Source organism: Bacillota bacterium (assembly GCA_036504675.1).
In the GTDB taxonomy this organism is placed as follows: domain Bacteria; phylum Bacillota; class Sulfobacillia; order JAJYWN01; family JAJZPE01; genus DASXUT01.
In genome coordinates this window covers 1-17,028 of sequence record DASXUT010000173.1, presented here as the reverse complement: position 1 = coordinate 17,028, position 17,028 = coordinate 1, and the positions used below count along the sequence as shown (strand labels likewise).

Annotated in this window: 14 protein-coding genes; all 14 read left to right on the top strand. The window is 67.2% G+C overall.

From position 1 onward, the window contains the following. The first annotated feature begins 46 nt into the window (after positions 1-46). Positions 47-2,644: an FAD-linked oxidase C-terminal domain-containing protein gene (locus tag VGL40_13635; protein ID HEY3316305.1), complete on the top strand. Its 2,598-nt coding sequence runs from the start codon at positions 47-49 to the stop codon at positions 2,642-2,644. After that, positions 2,641-3,999: a (Fe-S)-binding protein gene (locus VGL40_13630; protein ID HEY3316304.1), complete on the top strand. Its 1,359-nt coding sequence runs from the start codon at positions 2,641-2,643 to the stop codon at positions 3,997-3,999. Before VGL40_13635 ends, VGL40_13630 begins: the two co-directional genes overlap by 4 nt. Then, positions 3,989-5,221: a M20/M25/M40 family metallo-hydrolase gene (locus tag VGL40_13625; protein ID HEY3316303.1), complete on the top strand. Its 1,233-nt coding sequence runs from the start codon at positions 3,989-3,991 to the stop codon at positions 5,219-5,221. The genes VGL40_13630 and VGL40_13625 overlap by 11 nt, the downstream gene beginning before the upstream one ends. Before the next feature lie 201 nt (positions 5,222-5,422). After that, on the top strand, positions 5,423-6,721 hold the full coding sequence (gene larA, locus VGL40_13620) for a nickel-dependent lactate racemase (GenBank protein ID HEY3316302.1): 1,299 nt from the start codon (positions 5,423-5,425) through the stop codon (positions 6,719-6,721). A gap of 53 nt (positions 6,722-6,774) precedes the next feature. Beyond that, positions 6,775-7,923 (top strand): M20 family metallopeptidase, encoded by a 1,149-nt coding sequence (locus VGL40_13615; GenBank protein ID HEY3316301.1) that lies wholly within the window; start codon positions 6,775-6,777, stop codon positions 7,921-7,923. A gap of 20 nt (positions 7,924-7,943) precedes the next feature. Next, positions 7,944-9,203, top strand: coding sequence for an ArgE/DapE family deacylase (locus tag VGL40_13610; GenBank protein HEY3316300.1), 1,260 nt, complete (start codon positions 7,944-7,946; stop codon positions 9,201-9,203). Positions 9,204-9,382: 179 nt separating this feature from the next. After that, positions 9,383-10,573: an ABC transporter substrate-binding protein gene (locus tag VGL40_13605; protein ID HEY3316299.1), complete on the top strand. Its 1,191-nt coding sequence runs from the start codon at positions 9,383-9,385 to the stop codon at positions 10,571-10,573. Between the two features lie 88 nt (positions 10,574-10,661). Then, positions 10,662-11,531, top strand: coding sequence for a branched-chain amino acid ABC transporter permease (locus VGL40_13600; protein HEY3316298.1), 870 nt, complete (start codon positions 10,662-10,664; stop codon positions 11,529-11,531). A gap of 23 nt (positions 11,532-11,554) precedes the next feature. Then, entirely contained in the window at positions 11,555-12,529 is a 975-nt protein-coding gene (locus VGL40_13595; GenBank protein HEY3316297.1) for a branched-chain amino acid ABC transporter permease, read from the top strand. Positions 12,530-12,535: 6 nt separating this feature from the next. After that, positions 12,536-13,315: an ABC transporter ATP-binding protein gene (locus VGL40_13590; protein HEY3316296.1), complete on the top strand. Its 780-nt coding sequence runs from the start codon at positions 12,536-12,538 to the stop codon at positions 13,313-13,315. Further along, positions 13,299-14,009 (top strand): ABC transporter ATP-binding protein, encoded by a 711-nt coding sequence (locus tag VGL40_13585; protein HEY3316295.1) that lies wholly within the window; start codon positions 13,299-13,301, stop codon positions 14,007-14,009. The genes VGL40_13590 and VGL40_13585 overlap by 17 nt, the downstream gene beginning before the upstream one ends. Positions 14,010-14,046: 37 nt before the next feature. Further along, positions 14,047-15,222: a M20 family metallopeptidase gene (locus VGL40_13580; protein HEY3316294.1), complete on the top strand. Its 1,176-nt coding sequence runs from the start codon at positions 14,047-14,049 to the stop codon at positions 15,220-15,222. Between the two features lie 449 nt (positions 15,223-15,671). Next, positions 15,672-15,911 (top strand): hypothetical protein, encoded by a 240-nt coding sequence (locus VGL40_13575; GenBank protein ID HEY3316293.1) that lies wholly within the window; start codon positions 15,672-15,674, stop codon positions 15,909-15,911. 475 nt (positions 15,912-16,386) lie between these two features. Further along, positions 16,387-17,028: ABC transporter substrate-binding protein (locus VGL40_13570; protein ID HEY3316292.1), on the top strand; the 642-nt coding region annotated here is incomplete at its 3' end.

Genomic DNA, 17,028 nt, shown 5'->3' with positions numbered 1-17,028 from the left:
CCCGCAGACCCTTCCGCCGCAGGTGTCGAAGGAGCTCTCGCGCGTCGTGGGCCGCGATGGCATCCTCAGCCGCGTCATCGACCGGACCGTCTATCAGTATGACGGCACGAGCCTCGGCCGGCTTCCCCTGGCCGTGGTCCTGCCCCGCACGCCCGAACAGGTCGCCGCTTGCCTCGCCATCCTGACGAGGAGCGGCTTCCCCGTCATTACCCGCGGCGCCGGGACCAACCTGAGCGGGGCGACCACCTTCGTCAAGGGCCAGGCGGCTATCCTCGAGACGAGCCGGATGAACCGGCTCCTGACCGTCGACGACGGGAACGCCCGGGCCCTCGTCGAACCCGGCCTCCGCAACCAGGAACTCCAGGACGCCGTCGCCGCCCGGGGCCGCTTCTTCCCGCCCGACCCGGCCAGCATGGCCGTGTCCACGCTCGGCGGGAACGTCGCCGAGAATTCCGGCGGCCCGAAGTGCGTCAAGTACGGGGTCACCAACCGCTGGGTCGTCGGCCTCGAGGCGGCCCTGTCCACGGGCGAGGTAGTCCACACCGGCGGCGTCTCCGACTACACGCCGGGCTATGACCTGACCGGCGCCCTCATCGGCTCCGAGGGCAGCTTCGGCGTGGTCACCAAGGCCCGGCTGAAGTTGTTGAACCTGCCGGTCGAGGCCCGCACCCTGATGGCCATCTTCAACCATCTCGATGATGCCGCGCACACGGTCTCGTTCATGATTGCCGCCGGCGTGACCCCGGCGACCATCGAACTCATCGACGACATCGTCCTCCAGGCCGTCGAGCAGAACGTGAAGGTCGGCTATCCCCTCGACGCCGAGGCCGTCCTGCTGATCGAGGTCGACGGGACGCCTGAGGCCGTGGCCGAAGATGCTGCCCGGGTCGACCGGATCTGCCACGAGCACGGCGCCCGCGAGGTCCGGGTGGCCGGCTCAGAACCGGAGAGGGAACTCCTGTGGCGCGGCCGCCGGGAGGCCGTGGGTTCCCTGGCCCGGTTGCGGCCGTCCTATGCCGAGGAAGACGTGGGCGTGCCTCCGAGCCTGCTCCCGGAGATGTTGCGGACGATCAAGGACATCGGAAAGCGTCATGACTTGGTCATCGGCAACGTCTTCCACGCCGGCGACGGCAACTTCCACCCGGTCGTCCTCTACGATGAACGCGATGCGGCCGAGACCGCGCGAATGCACGCCGCCAACCTCGAGATCATGAAGGCCGCGGCCCGGATGGGCGGGACCATCACCGGTGAACACGGCGTCGGCCGCTTGAAGCTGCCGGGCATGCCGCTCATGTTCAGCCGCGACGAGATGATCTTCATGGCCGGATTGAAGCGGGTCTTCGACCCCTCGGGACTCCTCAACCCGGGAAAGGTCATCCCGCCTGAGGCCATCGAGAGGGCCCCGGCCGCGAACGCCCCGGGCGCCGTGACCAGGGACCCCGCGCCCCGGGAGGTCGTCGAAGCCCTGGCCGAGGCCAGGGCCAAGGGCCTGACCCTGGTGCCCTCGGGCGCCGGGACCAAGCTCGCCGTCGGGCCCCGCCAGGACACCCCCGCGGGGGCCGTCCGGCTGGACCTGACGCGGCTCCCGAAGGTCCTCGACCTCGACCGCGAGAACCTCATCGTCCGCGCCTCCGCCGGCGTCAGTCTGGCTGAGCTCCAGGCGGCGCTGGCTTCCGAAGGCTTCTTCTTCCCGGCCGACCCTTACTGGGCCAGGCAGGCCACCCTCGGCGGCATCCTCGCCACCGGGGACGCCGGCTCCTACCGGCCGCGTTACGGGGAAATCCGCGATAACGTCCTCGGCCTCAGCGTGGCCGTGGCCGACGGGCGCAGCCTCCACTTCGGCGGGCGCACGGTCAAGAACGTCGCCGGCTTCGACGTCAAGCGGCTGCTCATCGGGTCCTGGGGCACCCTCGGCGTCATCCTCGACGCCACCATCCGTGTCTATCCCATCCCGGAGACGGAGACGCTCCTTGTCTCCTTCGCCTCGGTCGACGTCCTGAGCCGGTTCGCCGGGTCCCTGCGGGCCCAGAACGACATCATCCCCGCCGCCCTCGACTTCGCCGACTTCGACCCCCGCGCCGGCGCCGCCTCGCAGGCGAACAACGGCAAGCCCGCAGTCCGGCTGATTGTCCGCTTCGAGGGCAGTCAGTCCGGGGTCGCGGCGCAGGTCGCCAGGCTCGAGACGATGGCCGAAGCCCCCGGGGCGTGCCTCGAGCGGCTCTCCAAGGACGGGGCCGCGGCCTTCTGGGAGGCCCGGACCGAGTCCGCCGTCAGGTTCACCGCTTCTGGCCAGGCCGCCTGGCTCAGGATCGGCTTCCCGCCCGCCGGGCTCACCGAACTCCACGGCGGCCTCACCCGGTTGGCCGCGTCCGCCCGGGCCGGGCTGGCGGTCTACGCTCACGTCACCAACGGCGTCGCCGACGCCTTCATCATCCCGGACGGGCAGGGCGCCCTGAGTGGCCTGGCCCCTCTGGCCGAAGGACTGGGCCGATCGGGCGGGGCGATCTATCCCATGATCCGCGGCCGGGCCTGGCCGTCCTCCGCCTTCGAACCTCTGTATGGCCGTCGGGACGACGCCGGCCTCGCGGCCGGGGTCAAGGAGTACTTCGACCCGACCAACATCTTCGGGGTGTATCGCGTATGAGCCTCAAGACCATTTACGAAGAGGTCGCGAAGTGCAACCGGTGCGGCGGCTGCCAGGCCGTCTGCCCGACGTACGCCGAGACGCGGGTCGAGTGGTCGGTCGCCCGCGGCCGCATCGCGCTTGTCCGGGCGATGATCGAGGGCAAGCTGCCTGTCGGCCCCGAGACCTTGGCCCCCATCTACGAGTGCCTCCTGTGCCAGAAGTGCGTCGCCGCCTGCCCTTCGGGCGTCCGGACGGACCAGATCATGCTGGCCGCCCGTGAGGAACTGATGAAGACCCAGGGGAAGCCGGCCGTCGCCCGGGCGGTGGTCAGGATCCTCCGCAACCCCAGGCACTTTAACACGGTCGTGACCCTGCTCGGCTATTACACCAAGACGCTTCGGCCGGTGACCATCGTCACCCGGCTGGAGCGCGTCGCCGGTATCGTCGCCAAGGCCAACCGGCTGGTCGAGAGGACCGAGCGGCGAAGCCTGCAGTCGCAGTCGCCGCGGTATCTGAAGGTCGTCGACGGACCCGCCCACAAGGTCGCCTATTTCATCGGGTGCGCGACAAACCGTCTCAACCACGCTCCCGGGATCGCCACCATCGACGTCCTCCAGCGGAACAGGGTTCGCGTCGAAGTGCCCGAGGCCGTCTGCTGCGGCCTGCCGGCCCTGGCCTATGGGGACACGGAGACGGCCAAAGAGATGGCCCGACGGAACCTTGACCGCTTCGCCGGTCTCGACGTCGAGGCCGTCGTCAGCGATTGCGGCAGTTGCACCTCGACCCTGGCCGAGTACGCGGAACTCCTGGCCGACGACCCGGATTACCGGGCCAAGGCCCGGGCCTTGTCGATGAAGGTCCGGGACATCTCCAAGTACCTGGTGGAGATCGGCTTCGCCAAACCGCGGGGCGAGGTCAAGACCTCGGTCACCTACCACGACCCGTGCCACCTCTGCCGTCATCTCAAGGTCACGGCCGAGCCGCGGGCCGTCCTGAAGAGCATCCCGGGCCTCGACTTCCGGGAGATGAAAGAAGCCGACGCCTGCTGCGGCGCGGCCGGTTCCTACATGCTGACCCACGTTCAGCTCTCCGACGAGATCCTCGGGCGCAAGGTGGCCCACGTGGCCGAGACCAAGGCCGAAATCCTGGCCACCGGTTGCCCGGCCTGCCAGCTCAATTTGGGCTATGGCCTGAAGAAGCACGGGGTCCCGGCCAAGGTGGTCCACGCCGTCGAACTCTTGGCCCAGGCTTATCGGTCCGAGGAGGGCGCGGGGACTGGGCCCGCGACGGGGGAGGCCGAGGATGGGCGAACCACGGGCGTGCGCACGACCAACGCACCGAAAAAGCAGGAGGCGGCCGGCAGTGACCGGTGAGGGGCTCCGCGAATTGGACCGCTATGTCGACGCAGCCTGGGACGACCTGGTGGACTTCGCCCGGCGCCTGGTCCGTACGCCAAGCATCAGCGGACAGGAACGGGTCGTCGCCGAGCTCATTCGGGCGGAGATGACCCGGCTGGGCTACGACCAGGTCTTCGCCGACTCGACCGGCAACGTCGTCGGGGTCATCCGCGGCGACGGGCGCGGCGAACATGTCCTCTACAACTTCCACATGGACCACGTCTCCCCCGGCAACCCCGAGGCCTGGACCTACCCGCCCTACGAGGGTCTGGTCCGCGACGGGTACCTCCACGGCCGTGGCGCCAGCGATGTCAAGGGGGCCATCGCCGCCCAAGTCTACGCGGCGGCGCTGGTCAAGAAGGCCGGCCTGGCCCACGGCGGCGACATCATCGTCACCGGCGTGGTCGACGAGGAACCCGGCGACATGTGGGGGATGCGCCGCCTGGCCGGCGAGGTCCTGAGCGGCTATTTGGGCCGGATCGGCCTGGTGGTCCTGGCCGAGGCGACGAGCCTCGACATCTACCTCGGCCACCGGGGCCGGGCCGAGTTCGAGATCTCGACCTTGGGCCAGATCGGCCACAGCAGTTCGCCTTGGCGCGGGGTCAACGCGGTCTACCTGATGGCCCCGGTGGTCGAGGCCGTCCGGGCGATGGCCGACGCCTTGCCGGAGGACGCCTTCCTCGGGAAGTCGAGCGCCGCGGTGACCAACATCCTCGCCTCCCCCGGCTGGGGCAGCATCATCCCCGACCGCTGCACCATCTGGGTCGACCGCCGCTTCCTTCCTTCAGAGGACAGACAGTCAACAATCGCTCAATTCAAGGAGATCCTCGCCCGGCAAGTCCCCGAGGGCCGGGCCACCGTGGCCTTCCGTCAGCTGGCCCATCGCAGTTACATGGGCATCGAGGAGACCATCGAGCTGTACAAGCCGGCCTTCCTGACCGACCGGTGCGAGCCGCACGTCGAGCGGGTCCGCGGGGCCCTCACCGGCCTGGGCCAGAACCCCGGCTTCGGCCGCTGGGACTTCGGCACCGACGGCGCCCTGACCGCGGTCGAGCTGGGCCTGCCGACCATCGGCTACTCGGCCGGCGAAGAGCAGTACGCCCACCAACCCACCGACCGGGTCAGCCTCGATCTCCTGCGAAAGTCGGTCCACGGCAACGTGGCCATCTCCATGGCCGTGACCGGCGCGGGGGCCTGATAGTTCTAAAGGCCCCGCTTTCCAAAAAGCTAATAGGCCAGGCTTGTGGAATCGTCACCCCCCATCGGAACCAAGGGCGGTCGCCGCCTCCTGCGGACAGATTGTTAACAGTTGGCAAATGTTGGGCGCGGGCAATCCGGGTGGCCGTAAGACCGGCGGAAGCGCGAGGAAGATACCGCCGGCCGGGAAAGGAGCAAGGCCGTGTACTCTGTCAGACGCGATGGTCCGCGGGTTGTATATCGGGACGAGCTCGAGGGCGTGACCATGAACGTCGGCGCCGAGCTGTCTACCGGGCTGGCGAGGATGGAAGAACCGCCGGCCATCGACTCGGCGGCCTACGAGGAAGCCCTGCGGCGTCCCATCGGCGCAAGGCCCCTGGCCGAACTCGCCGGACGGACCCGGCGGGCCTGCGTGATCGTCCCGGATTCGACCCGCAACGCCCCCTCCGGCCGGTTCGTGCCGCTCATCCTGGGTGAGCTGCGCCGCGGCGGGATGCGGCTCGAGGACATCGTGATCATCGTGGCCATCGGCGTGCACCGGCCGGCCACGCCCCAGGAGATGGACGAGATAATCGGCCCCGAGTTCCGCGGCCGGGTGCGCGTCGTCAACCACGACCCGTACACCCCCGAGGCCCTCGTCAGCCTGGGACGGACGTCGCGGGGCACCCCCGTCGAGGTCAATCGAACGGTCTACGAGTGCGACCTCCGCGTCGGCCTGGCCAAGGTCGAGCCACACGAGTTCGCCGGCTTCTCCGGCGGCCGCAAGCTCGTCCTGCCGGGCGTGGCCGGTGAGGAGTCGATTGTCGCCAACCACCGGCCAGAGATGATTCTCAGCCCGCGCGCGTCCATCGGCGTCCTCGAGGGCAACCCGGTCAGTGAGGACATGGAGGAAGCCGCGGCCCACCTCGGCCTGCACTTCGTGGTCAACACCGTAATCGACAAGGCGGGGGAGCCCATCGGCGTCTTCGCCGGCGACCTCAGGGCGGCCCACCTAGCGGCCGTCGACTTTCTGCGGTCCTTCAGCGTGGTGGCCCTTCAAGAACAGCCCGACGTCGTTGTCACCACGCCGGGCGGGCCCATGAACATCAACCTCTATCAATCCCTGAAGCCCGTCTTCGCCGTCGAGCCGGTCCTCGCCAGGGGTGGGGCCATCGTCCTGTACACCTCCTGCCCTGAGGGGGTCGGGTCGGTCGACCTGCTCAAGCCGTACGCTGGGGAGACCACCCCGGACGGCGTGATAAGACGCCTCGCGCAGGCCTACAAGATCCAGATGGACCACGCCCTCCTGCTCTCCCGGGTCCAGAACAGGGGCATCAAGCTCTTCGCCTCCTCGCCCGGCGTCCCGGCGGCCACCTTCGAGAAGATGTTCGTGGACGCCGCGGGTTCGCCCCAAGAGGCCCTGGAGAGGGCCATCACCCACGCCCGGAAGGGCGGCCGGCTCGGCCGCGTTCTGTTCTTCCCGCAGCCACAAAGGACCCTGCCCACGCTCAACCCGTCCTGACCCGACCCGTCCTGAGCCGACCAAGCCTGACCCAAGGAAGGAGCCCCGTCCTGATGTCGGTCACTGAACTGACCCAAGCCCTCGTCCGTATCCCCAGCGAGAACCCGACCGGGAGCGAGGAGAAGATCGGCGAGTTCGTCGCCGGCTGGCTCAAGAGCGTCCCCGGGGTCGAGGCCATCACGTACGAGGTCCGGCCCGGCCGGCCCAACGTCATCGGCGTCCTGCGGGGCGAGACGCGGGAGCCCGGACTGGCTTACCTCGGCCACATGGACACCGTCCCGCGCGGCGAGGGTTGGGTGCACGGCCCGTTCGACGGGACCATTGATGGCGGCAAGCTGTACGGCCGGGGATCGACGGACATGAAGGGCGGCCTGGCCGCCATCCTCGTGGCCCTCAAGAACGCGGCCGCCTCGGGGCGCCGTCCCCGCAAGGACTTCCTCGTCTGCGCGACCATGGATGAGGAAGGCTCGGACATGCTCGGCGCGGTCGACCTCGTCAAGCGGGGCTACGTGGGCCGAGAGACGATGGTCGTGGCCACCGAGCCCACCGGTCTCGAGCTCCTCACGGCCCACAAGGGCGTCATCTGGTACGAGATAGTCACCCGGGGGAAGAACGCCCACGCCGGTAACCCACAGCACGGCGTCGACGCCATCCACGGGATGGCCAGAGTCCTGGCGGCCCTGAAGGACCGCGTGGCCGCTTTGCCTCATGACCATGCCATCCTCGGCCGGCCGGCCGTCACCTACGGGAAGATCGAGGGCGGGGAGAAGACCAACGTCGTGCCTGACCGCTGCCGGGTCGAGGTCGACATGCGCCTCGTCCCGCCGATGACCATCCCGTCCTCGGCCGACTTGCTGCGTCAGGTCACGAGCGAGGTCACCGCGGGCTTCCCGGGGCTCCGGGCCGAGTTCAGGCAGATCAACATCGACCGCCCCCCGGTCGAGACCGACCCGGCGTCGCCGGTCATCGACGGCTTCAAGTCGGCCTTCGCCGCCGTCACCGGGACGAAGATGAAGGTCGCCGGTTTCCCGGCCTACACCGACGCGGCCATCATCTCGGCCATCACCGGCAACCCGCACTGCGCCCTTTTCGGGCCGGGTCGCCTGGAGCAGGCCCACACCGTCGATGAGTTCGTCTCGCCGGCGGAACTGGAGACGGCCGCGGCCGTCCTCACCGAGGCCGCGCGGAGACTGATCTTCTAAGGAGGCGTGACCAGCAGGTGATGGCCGACCACCGCGATGTTCTTGATTACGTGGACGCGCATCGGAATGAGCTGTTTTCCCTGTTACAGAAGCTCGTCTCGTTCGACACCCAGAACCCGCCGGGGGGCAACGAGAAAGCGGCCCAGGGATGGGTCGCCGGCCGCCTCAAGGACCTGGGGATGAAGGTCGATGTCTTCGACGCCCTGCCGGGCCGGCCCAACGCCGTCGGCGTTCTCGAGGGCCGGAGCGGCGGGAGGTCGGTGGTCCTCAACGGGCACCTCGACGTGGCCGAGGTTCTCCTGCCCGGGTCCTGGCGCCACCCGCCCTTCGGCGGCGAGATCGACGGAGACCGGATGTACGGCCGGGGCACCAGTGACATGAAGAGCGGGCTGGCCGGCTTCATCTTCGCCCTCCAGGCCCTGAAGGCCCTGGGCTACAAGCTCAAGGGCGACGTCACCGTCCAGAGCGTCATGGGCGAGGAGCGCGGCGAGCCCGGCACCAAGGCCTGTCTCGAGCGTGGTTACGGCGGCGACTTCGCCATCGTCGGGGAGTGCGCACGGGGCCGCGACGTCTTCGTCACCTCGATCGGGGTGATGAACGTGGCCGTCCGGGTCAAGGCCCCGTACAGCCAGCACCTGGTGGCCCGGCGTGAGTTCAACAACGCCGGATACGGTCGCGAAGGGGCCAATTGCCTCGAGAAGACGGCCACGGTCATCGTCCCCGCCCTGCTGGCTCTGGAGCGGCACTGGGCCGCCTTCAAGACCCACCCGCACCTCCCGCCCGGGCAGGCGATGATCAATACCTTCGCCATCCACGGCGGCGGCAACATGGCCGTCATCCCCAGCTCGTGCGAACTCCTGGCGACCGTCTTCAGCCTGCCTAACGAGACGGTCGAGGACGTCCGGCGGGAGTTCGAGGAGCACGTCCTGGCGGCTGCCAAGGCCGACCCATGGCTACGCAAGCACCCGCCGGAGATTGAGTGGCTGCCGGCGGCCGACCCGGCCGAGTTCCGCCCGTGCCGGACGGACCCGGACGACCCCGGGGTGCTGGCCCTGGCTGCGGCCATCGAGACCGTGCGCGGCGAGCCGGCCCGGATCACCGGCCGCGGCGCCATCGTCGACGGCGGCTGGTTCGCCGAGCGGGGCATCCCGGTCGTCGTCTACGGCCCCGGGGACGTCTCCCACATCCACTGCGTCGACGAGTACCTCGAGCTGCGAGACCTCTTGGACTTCACCAAGAGCGTCGCCTTGTTCCTGTTGCGGTGGAGCGGCGCCGCTTAGCTTCCTCTCTGTCTCCACTACATAGGCCGCTGAATCGCGCCGGGAAAGGGGGGCGGTGGATCGGAGCACCAGCGCAGGGCCGGGGGACGAAGGATCCCCGGGTCAAGCAGTCTCCTGGAGAGCGACCCTAATAGTAGTGTCATCGGGCTTTACCTAGGCTCCAAGGGAGGTAACGAGGAATGAGCTTGAAGTCCAGGCTTATGGTCCCGGTGGTGCTGGCGATGTTCGCCGTCGGCACCGTCGTCTCCGGTTGCAGCGGGGCATCCTCCGGCAAGACCGTCCAGATCGGGCAGCTCCAGGCGACGACCGGCTCCTTCGCCCCCGGCGAAGAGTACGCCGTCAACGCCACCAAGCTCGCCGTCGAAGAGATCAACGCCAAGGGCGGCATCGACGGCAAGAAGATCGAGCTCGTCTACGAAGACACCGCCAGCAAGGCGGCCACGGCCATCAGCTCCTTTCAGAAGATGATGTCCGAGCACCCGAAAATCGTCGCCGTGGCCGGTTCTGAACTCAGCTCCATCTCCATCCCCATCATGCCCTACATCGGCCAGCTCAAGGTGGCCTACCTCAGCGGGGCCACCAGCGCCAAGCTCAACAAGGTCCCGGACTGGAACAACTTCTACTTCCATACTGTCGCTGACGACAGCGTCAATGCCTCTCTTACCGTCAAGTACCTCGTCGAAAAAGAGAATCGCAACAAGTTCGCCATCATCTACGACACCGACGACTTCGGTCAGGGCGGTATGGAATCCCTGAAGGCCGCGCTCGCCAACTACAACCTCCAGCCCCTGACGGTCCAAGCGTACACCATCGGCGACAAGGACTTCACCGGCCAGCTCATGGCGATCAAGAAGTCCGGCGCCGACACCCTCCTCGGCTGGTCGCACCCGACCGAGGCCGGCCTCATCGTCAAGGCGATCGGCGAGCTCGGTCTGACCAGCCAGATCAAGACGGTCATGGGCAGCTACTACGCCCATCCGCAGGTGGTCGAACTGGCCGGCAAGTACGCCGCAAAGATCGAGGTCCTCAGCGTCACCGACAACAGCCCGGGCAACCCCGACCAGAGGGTCCAGGACTTCGCCAAGGCCTACCAGACCAAGTACAACAAGATCCCGGACCGGACGGCCATGCACAATTATGACCGCATCTACATGCTCGCCGACGTCATTAAGCAGCTCGACGCCGACAAGAAGCCGCTGACCGCTCAGAACGTCCGCGACGGCCTGGCGGCCCTCAAGAACTGGAAGGGCGTCATGACCAACTACTCCTTCGACGACAAGAACCTCGGCGTGTGGGCCGGCGTCATCGTCAAGATCGATCCGACGGGCGTCGGCGGCCTCAAGTACATCGACAACATCGCCTGGAAGTAAGCTGGCGGATCGGTTTAACACCGGTGGACCCGGCGGCGGGCGCGTCCCTCCGCCCGGGCCCCCACCGAGACTGATTGGAGGCACGCCAATGGCCAGCCTGGTCCAGATCGCCGTCAACGGTTTGGCGCAGGGAAGCATCTACGCCCTGATGGCCCTAGCCATCGTGGTTATCTACAACACCACTGAGACGTTCAACTTCGCCCAGGGAGAGTTCGTCCTCCTGGCTGCCTACGTCAGCGCCAGCCTGATGGGCATTATACCCTGGTACCTGGCCATGCTGGTGGCCGTCGCGGTCATCGCCCTCTTCGGGGCGACCGTCTTCCAGCGCGTGGTCTACTGGCCGCTGCGCAATGCGACCTTCGAGTTCGTCATCGTCAGCACCCTGGGGGTCGGCCTGTTCCTCCGGAACATGGTCAAGATCATCTGGGGAGCCATTGCCCGCCCCTACCCCGAGTACTTCGGGGGCGTCTGGCGGGTCGCCGGGGTCAGCATCGTCAAGCAGCACGTCCTCATTCTCGCGATGACGGGCGGCCTGATCCTCCTGTTCTATCTGTTCATGATGAAGACGACGGTCGGCGCGATGATGCGGGCCACCGCCCAGAACAAGCGGGCCGCGACGCTGATGGGGATCAAGGTCTCCCAGATGGTCGCCCTGACCTACTTCTTCGCCGCTCTGCTTGGGTCAGTCGCCGGCATCCTCGTCGCCCCGATCTTCTTCCTGACCATCGACATGGGCATGGCCACGATGACCAAGGGCTTCGCGGCGACCATCGTCGGCGGGTTCGGCAGCATCCCCGGGGCCATCGTCGGCGGGCTCCTCCTGGGCCTGGTGGAGGCCTTCGCGACGGCCTTCATCTCGCCAGTCTACAAGGACGCCTACACCTTCGTCGCGCTCCTTGCCATCCTTGTCTTCCTGCCGCGGGGGATCTTCGGCGAACGGATCGCCGAGAAAGTGTGAGAGGGGGAATGACCTTGCGGTTCATGCGCTCGTATCTCTGGTACCTCATCGGCCTGGTGGCGCTGCTGGTCCTCCCCCAGGTGGTCTCTTCGCCGTATATCATGTTCCTCCTGAACATGGCGATCATCTTCGTCATCCTGGCCCTCGGCCTGAACGTCGTCTTCGGGATGACCGGCATGCTCAATCTGGCGTCGCTGGCCTTCTCCGGCATCGGGGCCTACACCAGCGGCATCCTGGCGGTCAGGCTCGGGCTCCCCTTCCCGCTGGCCCTCATCGGGGCGGTGGTTGTGGCCATGCTCTTCGGGCTGATGGTCGGCCTCCCCACGATCCGCATCGGCGGACATTACCTCGCCTTCATGACCATCGCCTTCGGCGAGATCATGCGGCTCATCTTCCAGAACTGGACCCCGGTGACCGGCGGCGCCCTCGGGCTCTCCGGCATCAAGTACGCCAGCATCGGGCCCCTGGTCTTGAAGACCCACTGGTCCTATTACTACCTGTCCCTGACGCTGCTCATCATCATGGTCTACGTCGCCAACCGCATCCGCGTCTCGAAGCTGGGACGGGCCTTCGAGGCCGTCCGCGGCAGCGAGGTCGCCGCCCGGGCCCTCGGCATCAACACTTACTACCATAAGGTGCTGGCCTTCGTCCTCGGGGCGGCCTTCGGCGGCGTGGCCGGCACGCTCTACGCCTTCCTGATGCGCTACGTCGACCCCGGCACCTTTACCTTCGAGGAGTCGGCCCGCGTCCTGACGATGGTCATGGTCGGCGGCCGCGGCTCTATCCCCGGCGTCATCATCGGGGCCTTCTTGCTGACCTTCCTGCCGGAGTGGCTGCGCTTCCTGAAGGACTACTACATGGCCATGTATGGTCTTGGTATCCTGCTCATCGTCCTGTTCCTCCCGGGCGGTGTGATCAGCTTGTGGGACAAGGTCCGTTCGCGTTTCGCCGCCGGGCGGCGCGCGCCAGCGGCCCAGACGTCCGCGGGAAAGAGGTGATCGAGCTTGGCACTGCTTGAAGTGACTCGGGTCAGCAAGCGCTTCGGCGGCCTCGTGGCCGTCAACGAGGTCGACGTGACCATCGAACCGGGCGAGATCCGCGGCCTCATCGGGCCGAACGGCTCCGGCAAGAGCACCCTGGTCAACCTGGTCAGCGGCGTCTACCGCACCGACGGGGGCGAGATCAAGCTGGAAGGCCGGAACATCACCAACCTGCCGGCGCACACCATCTCCCATCTCCACGTCAGCCGGACCTTCCAGACCATCCGTCTCTTCGGGACCCTGTCGGTGCTCGAGAACGTGATGGTGGGCTTCTACTCGCAAAGCAAGACCAACCTCACCGATGTCATCCTGAACTCGCCGAGGCTCGCCAGGGAGGAAGCCGGACTCCGCAAGCGGGCCGAGGAACTCCTGGAACTGGTCGAACTGAAGCCGTTCAAGGATCAGCCGGGCAAGAGCCTGACCCTGGGTCGGCAGCGGGTCCTGGAGATGGCCCGGGCCCTGGCCACCGAGCCGAAGCTGCTGATCCTGGACGAGCCGGCGGCCGGCATGAACCCGTCCGAGAAGGAATGGCTGGTCGACGTGATCAGGCGGATCAACCAGTCCGGCGTCAGTATCCTGCTCATCGAACACCACATGCCGGTGGTCATGGCGCTGGCCAAGCGGATCGCCGTCATGAACTTCGGCCTCAAGATCGCCGACGGCGTCCCTGAAGAGATTCGGAACAACGACGCCGTCATCGAGGCCTACCTGGGGAGGAGGGAAGACAATGCTGCTATCAGTTAACGGTGTCTCCCTCGCCTACGGCCCGGCCCAGGCCCTCTTCGACGTCTCCCTCAAGGTCGAGGAAGGCGAGGTCGTAACCCTCCTCGGGGCCAATGGCGCGGGCAAGTCGTCCATCCTCAAGACGGTCGTCGGGATGTACCACCCGTTCGCGGGGACCATCGAGTTTGGCGGCCAGCGCATCGAGGCCTTGCCGACCGACAGCATCGTCCCCATGGGGCTGGCCCTCGTCCCCGAGGACCGCGGCGTCTTCCCGGGCCTGACCGTCTTCGAGAACCTGCAGATGGGCACGGTCAGCTGGCGGCGGCGGGGGATGAAGATCGACGCCGACCTGGACAAGGTGTTCGCCCTCTTCCCGCGCCTGAAGGAACGGCGGAACCAGCTGGCCTGGTCGCTCAGCGGCGGCGAGCAGCAGATGCTGGCCACCGCCCGCGGCATCATGAGCCGGCCCAAGTTGCTCATGCTCGACGAGCCGTCCATCGGTCTGGCCCCGCTCCTGGTGGGCCAGGTCTTCAAGACCATCAGCGAGATCCAGAAGACCGGGACGAGCATCCTCCTGGTCGAGCAGAACGCGCGGATGGCCCTCAACGTGGCCACCCGGGCCTACGTCTTGGAGACTGGCAAGATCGCCCTCGAGGGCTCGCCGAAAGAACTCCTGCAGAACGAAGAGGTCAAGAACGCCTACCTGGGCGCCTGAGGCCGGAGTCCCAACAAGGGAGGCTATCGTTCAAGCCATGGCTTATACCGGTGCCGACTCGGAAGTCGTCGCCCTCGCCAGGCGGCTCATCGCCATCAACAGCGAGAACCCCGGGCATACGGAGGGCGAAGTGGCGGCCTTCGTCGCCCAGTGGTTCAAGGAGAACGGGATTTCCGACGTGAAAGTGATCGTGGCCGCGCCGGGCCGTCCCAACGTCATCGCCCGCATTCCGCGGAGCGGCGGCCCGGCCGTTCCGGCCCTGGCCTTCGTGGGCCACATGGACACCGTCCCGGTCGGGAGCGGGTGGACCGTCGACCCCTTCGCCGGGGTGATCAAGGACGGCCGCCTCTATGGGCGAGGCTCGGCCGACATGAAGAGCGGCCTGGCCGCCTCGATGGTGGCCGCCCGGAACATCGCCCGGAGCGGGCGACCGCTCAAGCGGGACCTCCTCGTCTGCGCCACCGCCGACGAGGAAGGCACGCACATGCTCGGGGCCATCGGCCTCCTGGCCGGCGGGACGGTGGGCAAGGACACCCTGATCATCGCCCCGGACGGGACCGGGATGGAGGTCATCGTCGCCCACAAGGGGGTCATGTGGTTCGAGCTGGCCACCAGGGGCAAGATGTCCCACGCCGGTTCGCCGGAAGTGGGCGTCGACGCCGTCTACGGCGCGGCCGAACTGATCCGGGAGATCAAGCGGCGCTTCGCCGAACTGCCGTATTCGCATCCCCTGACCGGCGGGCCCACGGTGACCTTCAGCGTCATCGAGGGTGGGGTCAAGACCAACGTCGTCCCGGACCGCTGCCGGGTGGAGATCGACGTCCGGGCGGTCCCGCCGATGACCGTCAAGAGTGTCACCGACCTGCTGCGGGGCGTGGCCGCCACGGCCTCCAGCATCCTCCCCGGCCTGACGGCCGAGGTCCGGCAGATAAACATCGACCGGCCGCCGGTCGAGAGCGACCGGGACTCGCCACTCTACAAGGCCTTGACCGACGCCTACCAGGAGGTCCTGGGCGGGCGGCCCGAACCCCGCGGCCTCCGGGGCTATACCGACGCCTCCATCGTCTCCTACCGCACGGGGAACAAGGACGCCTTCGTCTTCGGCAGCGGCTCCATCCGGCAGGCCCACACGGTCGACGAATGGAGTTCAGTCGACGACATCATGGCCACCGAGAGGATCTTTACCAGAGTGGCCGAAATGCTCTGCCTGTAAGGTTCGAGCGGACCGGCCGGGCGGGGAGCGCCTCGACTGGCCAAGCCCGAAACGGCGCGTATTGTGATTGGCCTTCCAAGGAAAGGGCCAAGTAAGCCTGGACCCGCAGAGAGCCGGCGGTTGGTGCGAGCCGGCGCAGCAGGCTGAATCCACCCTGGAGGAAGCGGCGAAAGCCGCACGGGTCCGGCCCGGTAGCGCCGGAGCGAGGGCCGGTCAGCCCCGTCCCAACACGCGCGGGCCGGCGATCGGCTGAAACAGGGTGGCACCGCGGGAAACAGCCCCGCCCCTAGCGGCCATGTGGCCGTGGGGCGGGAGTTTGTTTTGGAGGGGCAGACGTTGCGGCCAAGAGCGCTTCCAGGCCCACATCGACGGGCTTCTCGAGATCGACCGGCAGCGGCGCCGAGCGCCAAGCCGGGAAGTCCCTGGCCGACATCGCCGCCGGCAAGGGCGTGGATGAGGCCAAGGTGGTCAAGGCCGGCCGAATCACCCAGGCCCAGGCCGACGAGGGCCTGAGCGCGGTCAGGGCCAACGTCACCACGAACATCGAACGGACGACCGTGGGACGGTCGGAGAACGCCGGTCAGAGCTACGGGCGAGGTTGTCGGGGCCACGGGATGGGTCCGGGCGCCAACGGGACCTGCCCCTTCTACGAGGTTCCCAGTCAGACGCCAAGCCAGTCGAACCAGTGAGGTAACGAAACCGAGAGGGGGGCGGTCCCGGCCGATCCAAGAAAAGCGTTCCGCCGCGGCGGGGGCGCTTTTTTTGTCTGGCCCGGACCGGCCCGTTCGGACCGCAGCGCCGCGGCCGGCCAAGATAAAGTCAAGCTAAATGGGACTTCTGTCAAGGCTGTAACCTTTAGGAAGGAGCGCAGGAATTCCTGGAATTAGGAGCGAATTAGATACCTTGTGTCAAAACCGTGGCAAGGGCCACAATTCCCGCAAGGTCCACCGCAGGGGGTGAGAGGTCGGGGGTCAATAGGATAACGGTTTCTTTCCCTGGGTCCCTGTCGGCGATGAAAAGGGGACGGTAAGTCCGGGGAATACGCGGCAGTTCATCAGCCTTGATCGCACTTCAAACGCAGCAAAGGACGCCTGAGAAGCCCAAGCACACCCCGCAGACTTCCGTCGGAAAAAGAGAGATTCCGAAGGGGGTCGTAGGAACCTTATGTCCAAGCGGTTGTTTGCTTTTGTGTTGATTTTCAGTATGGCCATCGCGCTGACCGCGGGCTGCGCCAAGAAGCCGGCCCAGGTCACCGGGGATGTGGCCACGGACCAGACCCTCCGGTACAACCTCGGCGTGGCCGAGCCGGAGACCCTTGACCCGCACCTGCAGTCGGGCGTGTCTGAGTTCAACGTGGCTTCCCAAATGTACGAAGGCCTGACCAGGATGGACGCCAACAACACACCCATCCCCGGGGTGGCCGAGAAGTGGGACCCCTCGGCTGACGGGAAGTCCTATACCTTCCATCTCCGCAAGAACGCGAAGTGGACCAACGGCGACCCGGTCACCGCGAAGGACTTCGAGTGGTCCTGGAAGAGGGCCCTCGACCCGCGGACCGGGTCTGGCTATGCCTATCAGCTTTACTACATCAAGGGCGGGACGGCCCTGAACACGGCGGACGCCAAGGATGAGGCGAAGATCAAGGCATTGACCGACGCCCTCGGCGTCAAGGCCAAGGGCGACTACACCCTCGAGGTCACCCTCGAGGCCCCCACCCCGTACTTCCTCGGCTTGACCTCGTTCCCGACCCTCTATCCGCTCCATCAGGCGGAGGTCATCAAACTGGGTGACAAGTGGGCCGCCGAG